This window comes from Bacillus sp. FSL K6-2861 (assembly GCF_038630725.1).
In the GTDB taxonomy this organism is placed as follows: domain Bacteria; phylum Bacillota; class Bacilli; order Bacillales; family Bacillaceae; genus Bacillus; species Bacillus velezensis.
This window is the reverse complement of the sequence record NZ_CP152037.1, coordinates 1,348,272-1,365,608: the sequence shown is the minus strand read 5'-3', so window position 1 is coordinate 1,365,608 and position 17,337 is coordinate 1,348,272. Positions and strand designations below refer to the sequence as shown.

19 protein-coding genes, 1 pseudogene and 1 riboswitch are annotated in these 17,337 nt (G+C 45.4%); of the genes and pseudogenes, 6 read left to right on the top strand and 14 right to left on the bottom strand.

What is annotated here, in order from left to right; translation table 11 throughout:
* Positions 1–154 precede the first annotated feature (154 nt).
* Positions 155–367, bottom strand: a pseudogene (locus tag NYE62_RS06970) (NADPH-dependent 7-cyano-7-deazaguanine reductase QueF); the annotation flags it as partial.
* A gap of 113 nt (positions 368–480) precedes the next feature.
* Positions 481–1,227: a glucose 1-dehydrogenase gene (locus tag NYE62_RS06965; RefSeq protein ID WP_122503872.1), complete on the bottom strand. Its 747-nt coding sequence runs from the start codon at positions 1,225–1,227 to the stop codon at positions 481–483.
* A gap of 168 nt (positions 1,228–1,395) precedes the next feature.
* Here NYE62_RS06965 and NYE62_RS06960 point away from each other — a divergent pair, with 168 nt between their 5' ends.
* Positions 1,396–1,752 (top strand): winged helix-turn-helix transcriptional regulator, encoded by a 357-nt coding sequence (locus NYE62_RS06960; RefSeq protein WP_015417346.1) that lies wholly within the window; start codon positions 1,396–1,398, stop codon positions 1,750–1,752.
* A complete protein-coding gene (locus NYE62_RS06955) occupies positions 1,749–1,991 on the top strand; it encodes a hypothetical protein (RefSeq protein WP_122503871.1) in 243 nt (80 codons plus the stop codon). The genes NYE62_RS06960 and NYE62_RS06955 overlap by 4 nt, the downstream gene beginning before the upstream one ends.
* Before the next feature lie 188 nt (positions 1,992–2,179).
* Here NYE62_RS06955 and queF read toward each other — a convergent pair whose 3' ends face one another.
* From queF to NYE62_RS06925, 6 genes are all read right to left on the bottom strand, one after another.
* Positions 2,180–2,674, bottom strand: a complete 495-nt coding sequence (gene queF, locus NYE62_RS06950; protein ID WP_003154673.1) for a preQ(1) synthase — start codon at positions 2,672–2,674, stop codon at positions 2,180–2,182.
* A 17-nt stretch (positions 2,675–2,691) separates the two neighbouring features.
* A complete protein-coding gene (queE, locus tag NYE62_RS06945; protein WP_015239741.1) occupies positions 2,692–3,423 on the bottom strand; it encodes a 7-carboxy-7-deazaguanine synthase QueE in 732 nt (243 codons plus the stop codon).
* Entirely contained in the window at positions 3,416–3,856 is a 441-nt protein-coding gene (gene queD / locus NYE62_RS06940; RefSeq protein ID WP_007611020.1) for a 6-carboxytetrahydropterin synthase QueD, read from the bottom strand. The genes queE and queD overlap by 8 nt, the downstream gene beginning before the upstream one ends.
* On the bottom strand, positions 3,857–4,516 hold the full coding sequence (gene queC / locus NYE62_RS06935; protein WP_003154679.1) for a 7-cyano-7-deazaguanine synthase QueC: 660 nt from the start codon (positions 4,514–4,516) through the stop codon (positions 3,857–3,859).
* A gap of 96 nt (positions 4,517–4,612) precedes the next feature.
* A riboswitch (PreQ1 riboswitch) is annotated at positions 4,613–4,657 on the bottom strand.
* Between the two features lie 108 nt (positions 4,658–4,765).
* Positions 4,766–5,887 carry a hypothetical protein gene (locus NYE62_RS06930; protein ID WP_342497318.1) on the bottom strand — a complete coding sequence of 374 codons (1,122 nt, stop codon included), beginning with the start codon at positions 5,885–5,887 and terminating at the stop codon, positions 4,766–4,768.
* A gap of 97 nt (positions 5,888–5,984) precedes the next feature.
* Positions 5,985–7,022, bottom strand: a complete 1,038-nt coding sequence (locus NYE62_RS06925; RefSeq protein WP_342497317.1) for a hypothetical protein — start codon at positions 7,020–7,022, stop codon at positions 5,985–5,987.
* A 401-nt stretch (positions 7,023–7,423) separates the two neighbouring features.
* On the opposite strand from NYE62_RS06925, the gene clpE reads away from it, so the two are divergent.
* From clpE to motB, 3 genes are all read left to right on the top strand, one after another.
* Positions 7,424–9,520 (top strand): ATP-dependent protease ATP-binding subunit ClpE, encoded by a 2,097-nt coding sequence (gene clpE / locus NYE62_RS06920; protein WP_007408460.1) that lies wholly within the window; start codon positions 7,424–7,426, stop codon positions 9,518–9,520.
* Positions 9,521–9,689: 169 nt separating this feature from the next.
* Positions 9,690–10,505, top strand: coding sequence for a flagellar motor stator protein MotA (gene motA / locus NYE62_RS06915; protein ID WP_007408461.1), 816 nt, complete (start codon positions 9,690–9,692; stop codon positions 10,503–10,505).
* Entirely contained in the window at positions 10,477–11,262 is a 786-nt protein-coding gene (gene motB / locus NYE62_RS06910) for a flagellar motor protein MotB (RefSeq protein WP_003154685.1), read from the top strand. Before motA ends, motB begins: the two co-directional genes overlap by 29 nt.
* Before the next feature lie 35 nt (positions 11,263–11,297).
* On the opposite strand, the gene NYE62_RS06905 is transcribed toward motB, so the two are convergent.
* A complete protein-coding gene (locus NYE62_RS06905; protein WP_007408463.1) occupies positions 11,298–11,744 on the bottom strand; it encodes a MarR family transcriptional regulator in 447 nt (148 codons plus the stop codon).
* A 198-nt stretch (positions 11,745–11,942) separates the two neighbouring features.
* Here NYE62_RS06905 and NYE62_RS06900 point away from each other — a divergent pair, with 198 nt between their 5' ends.
* Positions 11,943–13,460, top strand: coding sequence for an ATP-binding protein (locus NYE62_RS06900; protein ID WP_061046826.1), 1,518 nt, complete (start codon positions 11,943–11,945; stop codon positions 13,458–13,460).
* A 209-nt stretch (positions 13,461–13,669) separates the two neighbouring features.
* On the opposite strand, the gene NYE62_RS06895 is transcribed toward NYE62_RS06900, so the two are convergent.
* The 5 genes from NYE62_RS06895 to mtnW form a co-directional block, all read right to left on the bottom strand.
* Positions 13,670–13,930, bottom strand: a complete 261-nt coding sequence (locus NYE62_RS06895; protein ID WP_007408464.1) for an aspartyl-phosphate phosphatase Spo0E family protein — start codon at positions 13,928–13,930, stop codon at positions 13,670–13,672.
* A gap of 280 nt (positions 13,931–14,210) precedes the next feature.
* Positions 14,211–14,747: a cupin domain-containing protein gene (locus NYE62_RS06890; RefSeq protein ID WP_007408465.1), complete on the bottom strand. Its 537-nt coding sequence runs from the start codon at positions 14,745–14,747 to the stop codon at positions 14,211–14,213.
* Between the two features lie 15 nt (positions 14,748–14,762).
* Entirely contained in the window at positions 14,763–15,392 is a 630-nt protein-coding gene (locus NYE62_RS06885) for a methylthioribulose 1-phosphate dehydratase (RefSeq protein ID WP_007408466.1), read from the bottom strand.
* Positions 15,350–16,054: a 2-hydroxy-3-keto-5-methylthiopentenyl-1-phosphate phosphatase gene (mtnX, locus tag NYE62_RS06880; RefSeq protein WP_325084015.1), complete on the bottom strand. Its 705-nt coding sequence runs from the start codon at positions 16,052–16,054 to the stop codon at positions 15,350–15,352. Before mtnX ends, NYE62_RS06885 begins: the two co-directional genes overlap by 43 nt.
* A complete protein-coding gene (mtnW, locus tag NYE62_RS06875; RefSeq protein ID WP_015239734.1) occupies positions 16,051–17,265 on the bottom strand; it encodes a 2,3-diketo-5-methylthiopentyl-1-phosphate enolase in 1,215 nt (404 codons plus the stop codon). Before mtnW ends, mtnX begins: the two co-directional genes overlap by 4 nt.
* Positions 17,266–17,337 lie beyond the last annotated feature (72 nt).

Below are 17,337 nucleotides of genomic sequence, written 5' to 3'. Positions count from 1 at the left end.
TTTGATTTTGTTAGCCTTTCTGCCAAAATACTTTCGTTAATAAATTGTTTTTGTGCTTAAAAGAAAAAGACGTACACATTTGTACGTCTTACATTACCTCTGCAATAGCAATTTATTTGCATAAAAAGTCATAATAGGCACGCTTTTATAGTGATTAACGATTATCAATCGTCTCCGGATACAAATCATGATTCATCATGCGGTACTCGGCCATTTTTTCATATTTTGTTCCCGGTTTGCCGTAGTTTGTATACGGGTCAATGGAGATTCCGCCTCTAGGCGTGAATTTGCCCCATACTTCAATGTAGCGGGGGTCCATTAATTCGATCAAATCATTCATGATGATGTTCATGCAGTCCTCGTGGAAGAAAAGGCAGGTCAAAGTCTTGTCCCATAAGTACTTGCTCTAGCATTAATCATGAAGTCACACCAATTTCACACCTTACCAAGGGGACTATTTGTAATCTCTGCGCAGTGAAATTATACCTGTGCTAGCCCGCCATCTACGAACAATTCAACACCCGTCAAGTAACTGCTTTCGTCTGAAGCAAGGAAAGATACAGCGTTTGCTACCTCTTCAGGTGTCCCAACTTTTCCAGCTGGAACAGTATTTCTGGCATTTTCCATTGCTCCTTCAAGTGCATCACCAAAAAGCTCATCGTATGCAGGTGTAAGAATAGCTCCTGGACTCACCACATTTACACGGATTTCAGTACCTTTTAGGTCAAGAATCCAGTTGCGAACCAGTGCTCTTAACGCTGCTTTAGATGCTCCATATACACTAAACGCTGGGTTGCCAATTGATCCAGCAGTAGAGCCCGTTACAATAATAGAACCTACTTTGTCCGGGAATAGTGATAACGCTTTTTGAACAGTAAAGATGGTTCCTTTAACGTTAATGTCGAACGTTCTATCAACCTGCTCTTCAGTAATTTCACCTAATGGAAGGAAGTTGCCGGTGCCTGCATTAGCAAAAAGAATGTCCAACTTACCTTTTTCCTGCTTTATCATGTCATATAGTTTGTCTAAGTCTTCTAGCTTAGAAATATCACCTTGAACACCGGTTACGTTCTTGCCAATTTGGTTAACAGCTTTATCAAGTTCGTTTTGTCTGCGTCCCGTGATATAAACATATGCACCTTCGTTTACAAATTTTTGTGCTGCAGCAAGACCAATCCCACTTGTTCCACCCGTTACAAGCGCTATTTTACCTTCAAATTTACCCATACTTAACACTCCTTTAGAATTGATTTTATTTTATGTCTAGTACCTTTAAGTACTTGAAGAACAACTTACAAGATATAGTATCCTTCAGTAAGCACATTATCGGAAGTACCCACTTTTTTGTGATATAGTAACTAAAAAGTAATAAATGCGGAATGGAGAGCTTTAGACATGAAAAAATTTAGCTGTGGGTTTGAAGTGACAAAGGAAGTGATTGGCGGAAAATGGAAAGGCCTTGTATTATACTTTTTAATGAATGGACCAAAGAGAACGAGTGAATTAAAGCGCATGATCCCAAATATAACTCAGAAAATGCTGATTCAAACACTTAGAGAGCTTGAAGCCAGTGGACTTGTGAGCAGAAAGATGTATAATCAAGTACCGCCGAAGGTTGAATATTCATCCACTGAACTTGGAGAATCTCTTAAACCTATCTTGCAGGAGCTCTGTCAATGGGGAAGCCATTATGCGGAGCAAGAGTATGCAGAAGGTGAATATGAAATTGTACAACCAGAACAACTAAAGTGAGGATTGATGTAGCTGCTGAAGTAAATGCTAAACAACTTCAATACCCTCACCTAACAGATGAAGAACAGTCAGAAATAAATGAGATATTCAATTTTGAAAGTGAAGTTCTAATAAGAAGTGTCACGGACTATATTCAGGAAAACTTTGATGAAATTCAAAAAAGAGCTGTTTCAAATGTTAAAGAGAAGGTTCAGAAACTTAGCCAAAAAATAAATGAAGATATTGATAATAATATTTAATGCCTATGATCTCTAGATAGGCATTTTTTCTTTCGGATAAAAAAGAAAAGACGTACAAATTGTACGCCTTAATCTGCTTCTGTACTATCAATTTTCCACTGCATAAAAGTCACAGTTCAGGTTGCACCTCAGGTCACACTTTTATTGAGCTTAGTGCGGGTCACACTCCGTATCACACAACGGAATAATTACCGATTATCAATCGTCTCCGGGTACATATCATGATTCATCATCCGATGTTCGGCCATTTTTTCATATTTTGTTCCCGGTCTGCCGTAGTTTGTATACGGGTCAATCGAGATTCCGCCTCTAGGCGTGAATTTGCCCCATACTTCGATGTAGCGGGGGTCCATTAATTCGATCAAATCATTCATGATGATGTTCATGCAATCCTCGTGGAAATCTCCGTGGTTACGGAAGCTGAAAAGATACAGCTTCAGCGATTTGCTTTCCACCATTTTTTCGTCCGGAATATAGCTGATGTAGATGGTTGCAAAATCCGGCTGTCCCGTTTTGGGGCAAAGCGACGTAAATTCCGGGCAGTTGAATTTAACGAAATAATCACGGTTCACGTGTTTATTCGGAAATGATTCCAAAACCTCCGGCGCATATTCAAATAAATAGTTTGTCCCTTGATTCCCCAGGAGCGTAACTCCTTCTAATTCTGATTCTTTTCTTGTCATATAAATCTCCCTTTCTATTAAACTCCCCGTTTATTGCCCCAAAGCAATGTATGCAGCTGAGGCAGGACTCTGACGAGATTCAGATCCGAATCGGCTGAAACCTTATCAACGAGTGTTTCGTATTTTCCGAGCAGATGTGCGATCAATGCCCGGTCGTCCGTCGTATGGACGTTATCGTTTCCGACCTGAAGATAAAACGGGATATTCGGATACCGCTTGTGCACGGTTTTCGCGAATTGCAGATCTTCATCATTAAAAATGACGACCTTTAAGCTGACCGCGTTAAGCCTTTCTGCCGCATCAAGCGAAGACACAATGTGATCGAGCTTTGCAAAATCGGTTGTCATCCCCGAACTTGGCGGCTTCGGTGAAATCGTCAGGTCGTTAATCATTGTGAACCAATCCTGATAGACCGTTCCCTGCGTTTCTAAAGCGGCGCGCACCCCGTTCTCTTTCAGCAGCAGAATCAGCGCGTCAAGCTGCTTTAACAGCGCCGGGTTTCCTCCTGAGATGGTGACATGGGAAAAGGCGTCTCCGCCGATTTCTCTCAGCTCGCGGTAAATGTCTTCCGCCGTCATCCAGCGGATATCTTTTTTGGCAGAGCCGTCCCATGTAAAAGCGGAGTCGCACCAGCTGCAGGAGTAGTCGCAGCCCGCCGTGCGGACGAACATGGTTTTCTGGCCGATAACCATGCCCTCCCCTTGTATCGTCGGTCCGAAAATTTCTAATACCGGAATTCCTTTAGCCATTCCTATCACCTTTTTTCGGGCGGTATACGCAATAGCTTGTCGGGGTTTCCCTGACAAAAATCTGCACGCAGACCGGCTGATTCTCCAGTGTTTCGAGGTAGGACTGCACCTTATCGTAAATCGTTTTGGCCACGACCTCGGTCGTCGGCAGTGAATATCTGTCATCTTCAGAAAATTCGTCATGGTCATTCAGCAATGTATGGTCATAAGCGCCGTGCACCAATTTCTTCAGCACGCTGAAATTCACGAGAAAGCCTGAATCGTCCAGTTCATCCCCCGCAACTGTAATATTTACTGTATACGTGTGCCCGTGGACTCTGCTGCACGCTCCGGCGCTTTCGCGGGGAATAAAGTGCGCGGCTGAGATGTGCATGTCCTTATTCAACTCAAACGAATAAGGATGCTGAACCTGCGGGTATATTTGAGAAAGCAATTAGTTCCGCTCTCCTTTCATTTTCATATATTCATCATATCCTTTATTGCGGAGCAGGCATGCCGGGCATTCGCCGCATCCGTCCGCAATGATGCCGTTATAGCAAGTCAGTGTGTTATTCTTTACAAAATCAAGCGCGCCGAGCTCATCCGCAAGTTTCCACGTTTCCGCTTTGTTCAGCCACATAAGCGGCGTATGAATGACGAACGGCTTTTCCATCGCCAAGTTGACGGTGACATTGCAGGATTTGACAAACTCGTCACGGCAGTCCGGGTAGCCGCTGAAATCAGTCTCGCAAACACCGGTGATAATGTGGCGCGCGCCGATTTGATATGCAAGAATCGATGCAAAGGATAAAAATACAAGGTTGCGTCCCGGCACGAAGGTTGTCGGCAGTTCCCCGTCCTTCGCTTCAATTTCGATATCATCTCTTGTCAGCGCATTCGGCGCAAGCTGATTTAAAAGAGACATATCAAGCAAGTGATTTTTGACACCGAGCTTTTCGGCAATCGATTTTGCCACATCGATTTCTTCTTGGTGACGCTGATTATAATGGAATGTAACGGTTTCCACTTCTTCAAAGTTTTGCAAAGCCCATAATAAACAAGTCGTGCTGTCTTGGCCTCCGCTGAACACCACAACTGCTTTTTCTTTTTTCATGTCTTTCTCTCCCTTATCTATCATTCCATAAAAAAAGCGCCTTTTTCGGAGAAGGCGCCCTAAAAAACATAAAAAAACCGTATCCAAGGATACAGCTCGTCCTTAGTTTTTTATAGAGGGTGTAGCTAGAACCTCTCCCGCATCAATACGGATTTTCTTCTTTTTTCACTTTTGCTATCATACCATAATGTTGTTTCCCGTGACAATAAAAAAACAGCCTGAACCCTGTGTCAGGCTGCAAAATCGGGTTTAAGCCCCGCGTTTTTTCCCCGGAAATACCATCAGCGCAATCCCGATCAGAACAAATAAAGCAGGCCAGAAAACAGAAACCGGAATGATCGGCTGATTCGTCATCATAAAGCAAAGTGCTGTCAAGGTCAGCACCGCAACCGGGATGAGCAGCGCCTTCTGTTTCCCGCCGAACAGCCACAGCTCAAATAAACCGAATGCCGTTGCAAGCAGGTAAACAGGCCATGTCACACCGGAGTAGGACCAATTGGTTGCCGTTTCAAAGACAAACAAGATCCCCGTAATCAATAAGATGCCGCCCGGTACGAGAAGTCCCGCGTTTTTGACAGGTTTCGGGCCGAAAATCGGAATGTGAAAAGCGGCGCCCAGCAAAAGAATGAGAGCGGGCCAGCCGCGTTCGCTGATGACTTCATTTGCATTGGTGAATATGCCGAAAATGCCCGCGGCGCACAGAACCGCCGCAGCAGTCAAAAGCCCTCTCTGCTTTCTGCCGAACAGCCAGGCTTCAAACAGACCGAACGCAACGGCAAAGAGGTAGACAGGCGATGTCACATTTGCGTAAGTCCAATCCGTCAGCGTTTCAAACCATAACAAGCAACCCGTCACAAGCAAAATGCCGCCCGGAATAAGAAGGCCCGATATTTTTTTCGGCTGCATAAAGGCAGCGGCGTGAAACAAAAGCGCGGCTGCGATGATCAAAAACGGCCACAGCCCCGTCATCAGCATACCGGCAAAGCATAGTGCTCCCACGGCTGTCAGGATGAAAGCAGGAATCAATACACCTAACTTCCTCCCGCCGAAATACCACAGCTCAAACAGACCGAGAGCAGGCGCCCATATATAAACAGGCCACGTCACGCCTGAATACGTCCATCCCGTTGCCGTTTCAAAACAAAACAGGCAGCCCAGCACAAAAAACATACCGCCCGGAACGAGCAGTCCCGCCTGGTCAGGCGTTTTTTTCGCAAAAATAAATCCGGCGTGAAACCCTGCGGACATTATAATGAAAAGAAACGGCCACGCCGAACCTGCGGATATATGAATAACTCCCGCCCTCTGTAAAAAAAACGCAATGCCGATACAAATAAAAATAAATCCCAATAATACACGTCGAGCTTTCATCTCTTACTCCTCCCCATCATTTCCCAATTCATTATACAGAAATGTCAGGAAAAAAGAAGGGGAATTCCCAAAAAATACAGACATTTTCCTTATATCCTTATTTTTCTTTCGGGATTTTTTTGCAAATCAATGCGCCGATGAAAGCGAGGCTCACATACCCAAACACCGGATAAACGGTGGAAATCAGCTGTCCGTAGCCGATTTGGCTGATAATGAAAGCAAACGCCAAAATGCCGCCGTAAATATATGTACTTTTTATATGAAGAAAACTGTTTAATTGTTTTTCCAATCCGTATAAATTACCGATGACCGACGTAAACACTTCTCCGAAAATAATAAACAAATAAATGATATGAAGCGAACGCGAATACGAATAGACGACTTGAGCCATCGGAATGTCAAACTCCAGCACATCCGGCAGCACCGATAATGATAAAAAGCTCGCGGCAAGCACCAGTGTCAACAGAACGCCGCCAAAATAAGCCCCCCTTCTGATCACCTTCTCTGAAGACATTTCATTCGCAAGCGGCACAAGCACGGCTTGGGCGAGCGATAAATTTAACGCGCCGTAAGAGACGGCGGACAAAAGCCAATTCCACTTGTCAGGCCATACCCATTCGTCCGCGTTTCTCGTGCTTGTAAATACAAATGAATCTGCTGTCACGATAAAAGAGAAGGAAATTAAAAGCGGCACAACCAATATATTGACGCCGAACACACCTTTAACGCCGCTTGTCATGACGGCAAAGCTCAGTACGATCGTCAGAAGGATCCCCGCTTGTGCGGACCAGCCAAGCTGTTCATGAAACAGCGCTCCCGCTCCGGACAGCATGACAGAGGTCACTCCCAGCAATATAAACATCATAAACACGTTCACGGCGCGGCCGATGGACTGGCCGAATAAATATGTGTTCAATTCCTGATAAGATGCTGCATGAATCCGTTTGGAAATGATCATGATTTTGGCGCCTAAATATGTAAACATCAGACCGCTTACCACGATACCGAACAGACCGATCCAGCCAAACTTCAGAAAAAACTCAACGATTTCCCGTCCCGTGGCAAAACCGGCTCCTACAACCGTGCCTACGTATACAAATGCAAGCTGACTTGCAGAACCTTTTGTTTGTCCCATTTCACCCTCCGGCTAAGCGCAGATTTGTCCAGGCCTTTATATATGCTTATGAGACAAGTCGCCCGAAAAGACGAACAAATCGTCCTTCCCCGGAGAAAACAGATTCACCTCTCTCCTCTAAGCAAAAATATTGAAAGAAAAAAAGGGCCGGCGTATACTCTTCATCAAGAAAGGTCAAAACATTTCATTTCCTTTCTGACTATATTGGTCAAAAATAATCAAACCTCACAAATATCACTTATCATGCTGTAAACATTTATTTTTCAGGGTTTGAAACAAAACACTTGAAAGTCAAAGAAGGTCAGAGTATACTATTAATCAAAGAAGGTCAAAGTTAAGACCTTATTTTCTAATCCATTTGGTCAAAGATGATCAAACATTTTTCGAGGAGGTTTTGGCAAATGCGTTGTCAACATTGTCAGAAAAACGAGGCGACGATTCGCCTGAACATGCAAGTCAATTCCATTCAAAAACAATTCGTTTTATGTGAAACATGTTATACAGAATTAACCCGAAAACCGTCTATGAGCATGGGGCCACAATCATTCGGATTCCCGTTTGAGCAAGGTTTCGCTCCCAATCAAAATAAACAGCAGGCCGGCTCTGAAAAAGGCCTGCTCGACGAGCTCGCTCAAAACGTCACAAACGGCGCAAAAGCAGGTCTGATTGACCCTGTGATCGGCCGCGATCATGAAGTGGCGCGCGTAATTGAAATTTTGAACCGCCGGAATAAAAACAATCCGGTGCTGATCGGTGAGCCGGGCGTCGGTAAAACGGCTATTGCAGAAGGCCTCGCGCTTAAAATCGCTGAAGGCGATGTGCCGAACAAATTGAAAAACAAAGAGCTTTACCTGCTTGACGTCGCTTCTCTCGTCGCCAATACAGGGATCAGAGGCCAGTTTGAAGAAAGAATGAAACAATTAATGAACGAATTAAAAGAACGGAAAAACGTCATCTTGTTCATTGACGAGATTCACCTTCTTGTAGGCGCCGGCTCTGCCGAGGGATCAATGGATGCCGGGAACATCCTGAAACCGGCGCTTGCCAGAGGCGAGCTGCAGGTCATCGGGGCGACAACGCTGAAAGAGTACCGCCAGATTGAAAAAGATGCGGCGCTTGAAAGACGCTTCCAGCCTGTCATGGTTCACGAGCCTACAATAGAACAAGCCATCAGCATTCTGGAAGGCATTAAAGATAAATACGAGAAATACCACGGCGTCACATTCAGCAATGAAGCGATAAACGCCTGTGTTACGCTTTCATCCCGTTACATTCAGGACCGCCACCTGCCGGATAAAGCGATCGACTTATTAGATGAAGCCGGCTCTAAGGCGAACCTGGAGCTTGATACCGTAAATGAAGAAGATGCGGCTGAGAGACTCAAAGCAATTGACGCGGAGAAAACAAAAGCGCTTCATGAAGAAAATTATGAGCTTGCCGCGAAACTGCGTGATGAAGAAGCGGCGTTGGAAAAGCAGCTGGCGCATGAAACACCGGCCTCTTCACCTGAAATCGGGGCGGAGCATATTCAAGCCATCATTGAACAGAAAACAGGCATTCCGGTCGGAAAACTCCAGGCTGATGAACAAGTCAAAATGAAGGAACTTGAAGAGCATCTTCATCAGCGCGTCATCGGTCAGGAAAAAGCCGTGAAAAAAGTGGCGAAAGCGGTCAGACGAAGCCGCGCCGGCTTAAAATCCAAAAACAGACCTGTCGGCTCCTTCCTCTTTGTCGGACCGACCGGAGTCGGAAAAACCGAGTTATCAAAGACACTCGCAGATGAACTGTTCGGTACAAAAGATTCCATTATCCGTCTCGATATGAGTGAATACATGGAAAAACACGCCGTATCAAAAATCATCGGTTCACCGCCGGGATATGTCGGACACGATGAAGCCGGTCAATTAACGGAAAAAGTGCGCCGCAATCCGTACAGCATCGTGCTGCTCGATGAGATTGAAAAAGCCCACCCTGATGTCCAGCATATGTTTCTGCAGATTATGGAGGACGGCCGTCTGACAGACAGCCAGGGCAGAACGGTCAGCTTCAAAGATACCGTTTTGATTATGACAAGCAACGCTGGAACCGGCGAAAAACAGGTGAAAGTCGGATTCCAATCTGAAGAGAGCGTCCTGGAGGAACAAACGCTGATTGATTCACTGAGCGCGTTCTTCAAACCGGAGTTTTTAAACCGGTTTGACAGCATCATTGAATTCCAATCCCTGAAAAAAGAACATCTCGTGAAAATCGTCAGCCTGCTTCTCACAGAGCTTGAAGACACATTAAAAGAGCGCGGCATCAGCCTGAGCGTAACGGACGAAGCGAAAGAAAAAATCGCTGAAATCGGCTACCACCCAGCTTTCGGAGCACGCCCGCTCAGAAGAACCATCCAAGAATTGATCGAGGACGAAATGACAGATCTCTTATTGGATGACAACGAAATAAAAGCCTTCCATGTCGTAATGGAAGAGGACGGCATCAAAGTCCGGGCACAATAAGAAAAAAGCGGTTCCCTCCTCGCGGGGAGCCGCTTTTTTGTTTCTTTCTCCATGCCGAAAGGGAGAAACTGTGAAGAATTCGGGAACAATTTCTCAATCACCCTAAAGTTCCATGCACTGCCACCGATATTAACCATAGAAAGCTAGTATAAAGGATTTGGTGAAAACTATGGATAAAACATCGATTATCGGTATCATCCTCGCCTTGATTGCTTTAAGCGTGGGCATGGTGCTGAAAGGGGTCAGCTTAAGCGCACTCGCTAACCCGGCAGCTATTCTGATTATTTTGTTCGGTACGATTTCTGCGGTGATCATCGCATTCCCCGGAAAAGAAATCAAAAAAGTGCCTGCCCTTTTTAAAGTGCTGTTTAAAGAAAACAAACAGCTGACAATTGCGCAATTAATTCCTATGTTCTCTCAATGGGCGCAAATCGCCAGACGTGAAGGTCTGCTCGCATTGGAAGCAAGCATTGAAGACGTGGATGACGCATTTTTGAAAAACGGCCTGAGTATGGCGGTTGACGGACAAAGCGCAGAATTTATCAGAGATATTATGACTGAGGAAGTTGAAGCGATGGAAGACAGACACCAGGCCGGCGCAGCCATCTTTACACAAGCCGGCACATATGCGCCGACACTCGGCGTTTTGGGTGCGGTCATCGGCCTTATCGCGGCTCTTTCCAACATGAACAATACCGAGGCGCTCGGACATGCCATCAGTGCGGCTTTTGTCGCCACCCTTCTCGGGATTTTCACAGGATATGTACTATGGCATCCCTTCGCCAACAAACTGAAACGCAAATCAAAGCAGGAAGTCAAACTGCGTGAAATCATGATCGAAGGCGTTCTGTCAGTGCTTGAAGGACAGGCCCCGAAAGTGATCGAACAAAAACTTCTCATGTATCTTCCTGCGAATGAACGCGCAAAAGTCGCTGAACAAGAAGGAGAGGCAAACAATGGCGAGAAAAAAGAAGAAGAAGCATGATGACGAGCATGTGGATGAGTCTTGGCTGATCCCGTACGCGGATTTGCTCACCCTTCTTTTGGCTCTGTTCATTGTATTGTTCGCCATGAGCTCGGTCGATGCGGCGAAATTCCAAATGCTGTCTAAATCATTTAACGCCGTGTTTACCGGAGGCACGGGTGTTCTTGAATATTCAAGCGTCACCCCTCCTGAAAACGAAAAAGACGGCGTTGATCAGTTAAAAAAAGACAAGGAAAAAGATAAAGAACAGAAAAAGAAAGAAAGAGAAGCAGCCGACCGCGAAGAACTTGAAGGCGTGCAAAAGCAAGTCAATCAATTTATAAAAAATAAAAAGCTTGAAACTCAGCTGGAAACAAAGCTGACTAAAGAAGGACTCTTAATTACCATTAAAGACAGTATCTTTTTTGATTCCGGACGGGCGGATATCCGTCAGGAAGATATTCCGCTTGCCAAGGAAATCTCGAATCTCCTTGTGCTGAATCCGCCAAGGAACATTATTATCAGCGGACATACGGACAATGTACCGATTAAAAACTCACAATATCAATCTAACTGGCATTTAAGCGTCATGCGGGCCGTCAACTTCATGGCTATTCTCACGGAAAACCCGAAACTTGACGCAAAAGTATTCAGCGCCAAAGGTTTCGGAGAGTATAAACCGGCCGTGTCGAACAAAACCGCCGAAGGGCGCAGCAAAAACAGGCGCGTCGAGGTATTGATACAGCCTAGAAACGCCGCGACTGACCAAAATCAGTAATATAAAAAAGGAAGCCTTTCAAATGGCTTCCTTTTTTATTTCTGATGAAAATGTTTAGCGTTTAACCCCACTCTCTTCAGCATTTCCGTACACATTTCTATCTCTTCATCACTCAACACACTGATCATTTCTTTAATTTCGTCAGCATGATCAGGGAAAATATCGTCCAAAAGACGGATTCCCTTTTCGGAAATCTGTGCGAAAGTCACTCTTCTGTCAGTCGGCGAGGCTTTTCTGATGAGAAGTTCTTTTTTCTCTAATTTGTCAACAACGTATGTAATACTTCCGCTCGCTAATAAAATTTTGTCGCCGATCTGCTGAAGCGGCTGGTTGCCTTTGTGGTACAGCAGCTCAAGCACCGCAAATTCCGTCGGGTTCAGGCCGTGCTTATGAATATGTTTATTCATATGGTCGTTAATAGATCGGTACGCACGTGACAGTACAATAAATAATTTCAATGAGTTTTCTGTTTTATCCGTCATACATTCAATCATCCTTTTACAAAAGAAACCGTTACAGAGAAACATTAATAAACAAAATGAAAAATGTCAACAAAAATGTTTCCAAAATTTCTCTTCTTTTTGTCAGACCTTAATAAAATAATTTGTTTTTCTATCATTTTGGTTATTTTTTCTTATTAAAGAAGTATAAAAATGATATAATACCTCTATTCAAGTGTAATGTTGGAGCGATGCAGAGTGAATACATTTAAAGGTGCCCGGGGAAAGATCAAGCTTTATCTCATATTGGTGATCATCCCGGCACTTATTATCAGCTTTTTCATTTATGAAAAAGAAAAGCAGAAAATAGCCGATAAACACATACAGGAAGCCAGTATGATGCTCAACCTTCACCGCAATAAGCTCAATTATTTAATCGGTGAAACAAAAGCCCGGATGACAACACTTGCGATCGCTGTCGATAAGCCTGTCAATGAAGAAAAGATCATTGACATTCTCGATCAGGCTTTTGAGGATGAACCCAGATTCAGCGGACTGTATATGCTGAATTCCAAAGGTGATGTCATCGCAAGCACGACTGATCTGAAATCAAAGGTGAATTTGGCCGACAGACCGTATTTTACGAAGGCGAAAAAGACGAAAAAAACGGTCATCACAAATGACTACTCCAGCAGAATTACAGGCCAGCGCATCTTCACGATCTGCGTGCCGGTGTTAGACGCAGAACGGGAAGTCACGGATTATTTAGTAGCCGCCATACAAGTCGATTATTTGAGAAATATGATCAATATGCTGAGCCCTGACGTTTATGTCAAGGCAACCAATCAGAATAAAGTGATATTTGCCAGCGGACGGGCTGATCAATCAGAAGGTGTGAAACCGGTCAGCGGCTATCTGGATGATATTAATTGGAATATCAATGTTTATCCGAAACCGGTTGAGCTGAATGAGCTGACCAAAAGCGTGCTGCTGCCGATGTCCAGTATTGCCGTGCTGCTGAATATTCTGTTCATCCTCGTTCAATATTATTTGCTTAAGCGCAAGACCCAGCTGGAGCGCGCTCAAAATGAAGCGCAGAAATTGGAGCTGATCGGAACGCTTGCCGCCAGCACCGCCCATGAAATCCGCAACCCGCTTACAGGGATCAGCGGCTTCATTCAGCTTTTGCAGAAAAAATACAAATCGGAGGAAGATCAGCTGTATTTCTCAATTATTGAGCAGGAGATTAAACGGATCAATCAGATTGTCAGTGAGTTTTTAGTGCTTGGAAAACCCACTGCTGAACGGTTGGAAGTGAACTCGCTGCAGGATATTCTTGATGAGATTATGCCGATTATTTATTCTGAAGGGAATCTATACAATGTGGAAGTGAATGTGGAGATTCTCGTCAATCGGCCGCTCAAGGTCAACTGCACGAAAGACCATATTAAACAGGTGATTTTAAATGTCGCGAAAAACGCGCTGGAATCCATGCAGGAAGGCGGCCGGCTGTCCATCTATTTAGAAGCCCGCGATCATAAAGCAGTCATTAAGGTGGCTGACAACGGAATGGGCATTTCTGAAGATATGCTTGAGCACATTTTTCTTCCGTTTGTAACGTCAAAGGAAAAAGGCACCGGCCTCGGCCTTGTCGTATGTAAACGAATCATGCTGATGTACGGCGGTTCGATTGACATTCAAAGCGAAGTCGATAAGGGCACAGAGGTCACCATTACCCTCCCTGCCGCTTCTCGATGAAAAAAACACCCTGATCGGGGTGTTTTTTATTTAAAGAAGAGTATGTGTAAGAGGATATACCAGAGGAACGGCATCATAGCCGGCAGATAGTACGAGGCGCTTCGTGAGCCGTGCCAGCGGAAAAATGTGCTGACTGTACGCGGTCATCTTTCGGATGCGGCGCTTGATCAGGAAGCGCATTCAGTCTTCGTTATCTGTTTTATCATCCATCATTTGTTTGCTTCATATGCAGGCATGACGTCACCGCGGGAGAACAAGCCTATTTTCTTCACAAGGCCCTGTATTCCTTGGTGATGTGTACGATCACGGTTTACCAGCTGCTGATACGCGTTCATCAGACAGTCCAGTTCCTGGCTGTGCCTGATCGTGTCATATCCTGTAAACCCTTGCCTGTTAGCCGCATCTATCATCATTTTTCTTTTTTTATCAATAGATAGAAGCAATTTTTCTTGTTCAGAATAACTGCCCATTCACTTCACCCCTCACCGCTAAAAGAATAGGAAACAAGTTTGATTGGGTTATTGAGCATTATTACAGATTATACTTTATTTGTAAACATTTTTTTACTAAATAACTTATTTTTTCATTTCATATTGGAATCTTTAGCATGAATAAGAGAATAATACCCATTCGGGTAATGATATAAACAGAATGCGGCATATTCAAGAATTAAAAAACAGCCAAAGCTGACTTTATATTACAATAAAAAACCTCTCATGCCGGTGGGTGCATGAGAGGTTCGGGCGTCTATCAGTTTTGCACACTTTCATTTTCGTAAATCGGCACCCAGCCCTCAGTCGTCACGAAGATTCGGATTGCGACGACCCGGCGGTCTTCCTGAAGCGTAAAGTAGTGGCGGATGTTCTCCGGAACTGAAATCAAATCTCCCGGATTTAAACGGACGTCGAAAAATGTGCCGTCTTTGCCTTGAATGACGAAGATGCCGTGTCCGCTGACGATAAAGCGGACTTCATCATCCGTGTGGTGATGTTCTCTTTGGAAATTTTTTAATAATTCATCAAGATTCGGCGTGGTGTCTGATAAAGAAATGACATCCTGAGACTGATATCCGCGCCGGGCTGAAATGTCCTGAATCTCCGTGTCAAACGCCGCGAGAATCCGTTCTTTTTCATCTTCGGTTAGATCGTATTTTTCCGAAAGCTCAGACGGAAGTTTTTCAATGTTCCACTGCTCATAGATCACCTCTTGTTCGTCTAAGAAGCGCGCTACTTCTTCCTGATGTTCAATGAGCGTATTTTTTTCGTCATGAATTCTGATGGTCGCCATTTTCTATTCCTCCTTTTATTTTACCAGCTGCGGCCGAAGTGACAGAAGCTTGAGGTGACAGCTGAATAAAAATTCATAGGCTTCCAGCACCCTTTTCGCTTCAAATGCGGTCCGCCCCCATGCCGTAATGCCGTGATTGCGGATTAACACCGCGCCTGAGCCGGCGGCCGCATGGTGCGCGAAGTTTTCGGCCAATGCCGGGATGTGCGCCGGATTGTCAATGATCGGAACGGTCACGGACGCGTTTTCCTCCCATAATCCGAGCGCCTTAATCATCTCCTGCCCCTGAAAAGTGATTTGTTTTTCATCCCCGTAAAGCTCTGAGATGACATTATTATTGACGGTATGGACATGCAGACAGCAGCCGGCGTCTGTCTTTTGGTATAAGTAAGTATGGAGAAGCGTTTCTGCTGAGGGTTTTAAAGAATGGCCGGTCTCAGCGGGCTTCCCGTTCTCATCGATTAAGAGAAAATCTTCATCTGTTTCTTTTCGTTTGTCTTTTCCGCTCGCCGTAACGAGGAAAGTCAGCGGCGCGTCGGATACTTTGATGGAAAGATTCCCGCTCGTTGCCGGGAACCAGTCTCTTTCAGCCAGCTCGCGCTTTACCTCGGCAAGTTCGCGCCAGCGTTCTTCTTTTGCAGCCATGCCTGCACCTCCCCGATGTTTTCAATGCCTGTTTTCACCTCATGAAAATCTTGAAAAGGCAGATGCCGGAGGCCGAGTTCTTTGCATTCAGTCATTAGATAATCTCTCGCAAAGCACATATCGGATAACTTTGCAGCCTCAACATCCGTGACCGAATCACCGATCATAATGAGAAATTTCTGCTGATCGGATAGCTTTCGGATGACTGACGGTTTGCAGCAGCCGCATTGATTGGTGCAATCTCCGTCACAGGCATGCGGCCAGTCTATATGAATATATTCATTGTCAAAGGATGCATGATTGCAGAAAATCCGCTCCTTTTCTACGATCCCTTCCAAAAGCGGATGCACAAAAAAGTCCATTCCCCCGCTTACGATATAAAACGGGAGGCCGTTTGACCGGACAAACGAGACAAAATCCAAAAAGCCGTCCCGTATTTTCGCATCCTTCAGGATAAAGCCGGTCAGTTCTTCTTTTAAGCTGCTCGGCAGCAGTCCGAACATCCGGCCGACTCCTTCTTGGATTGATATGCTTTTAGACAGAACACCGTCTTTTAATTCAAGCCACTCAGGAGGCGCGAATTCTTTCATCATGCTGACAATGTTGTCGTTCATGGTGACCGTTCCGTCGAAATCACAAATAATCAGCGGTGTGCGGGTCATACGGCTTCCACCCTTCCCCATTTGTCTAATGCGAGCTGAAGATCTTTGCACGACGCGGCTTTTTCTTCAATCGGCTGCGCTTCAAGCACCGCATCAATGATGGCGCGGAACGCTTTTCCCCCGCCCTCGGCTCCTTTCGGATGGCCGTGAATGCCTCCACCGGCATTGATGATGTGATCGATGCCGAAATCGCGCATCAACAATGGCACCATACCGGGGTGAATGCCTGCTGACGGGACGGCAAACGACGGATGAAAGACATCGTCTTTTACACATTCATCATGGATTGCAAGCGCGGACTCCTTCGGAAGAGCAACGGATCCGTAAGGTGACGGAAATAAACTGAAATCAGCGCCGCAATAGCGGTTCAGCTTGCCGAGCAAAAGCGCATGCGACAAGCCGTAAACGGGAGATGATGTGAACGCGCCGCTGACTGCCGGATGCGCCATGATCGGAAGCGGGATTTCCCTGTCCTCAGCAAGGCTCTGCATCACATCTAAACCGTAAGCAAACACATTCAATAAAAGCGCGTCCGCCCCGAGTTCTGCCGCGCGCCTCGCTTTATCCCGCAATTCAGCGGTCCTTCCCGTAAGGTTTACGGCATACAGCGTTTTATGCCCCGTTTCCTCCCGGGTTTCCTTCAGGACTTGTTTTCCTTCGATAATGCGGGTTTCAAACGGAGCCAGTTCATTTTCAAAGAAAATTTCGTCATCTTTAATAAGATCCACGCCGCCGAGCGCCTGCTGTCTGAGCTGTTCTTTAATGTCGGCGAGATCCCGTCCGATCACGCCTTTAAATATGCTCATCAGAAGCGGTCTTTCAAATTCGCCCAGCAGTTTGCGGATGCCGTATATACCGAATTTCGGCCCGGGAAGGGAGCGTTTAAACCCTTCGGAAAATTCAAGATCAGTCAATTTTATTTTTCCGTCCAGTGACAGCTTTCCGAATACCGTCGTCAGGACGGCCGGAATATCTCTTGAAAAGTTCGCCTCGGGATAGGCGATGGTGATGACGGATTGTGTTTCGTTTTCTGAGGTTCCTTCTTTCTCCTCAACTTTTACGACCCGCCCTTTATGTTTTCTGAGCTGTTCCTGCTTCACCAGGGGCAGGTCAGTCCAGGAGCCTACCGTCAGCCCCGCCGCAATCTGTTCCGCCCGCTTTTCACTGTCCGTTGTGTCTGTCAGAAGATATGTTGCCAATACTTCACTCATGCGTGAACGCCTCTCTTTCTTTCGCAAAACATAAAAAAACCTCTTCCGTATGAGCAGAAAGAGGCTTCGTGT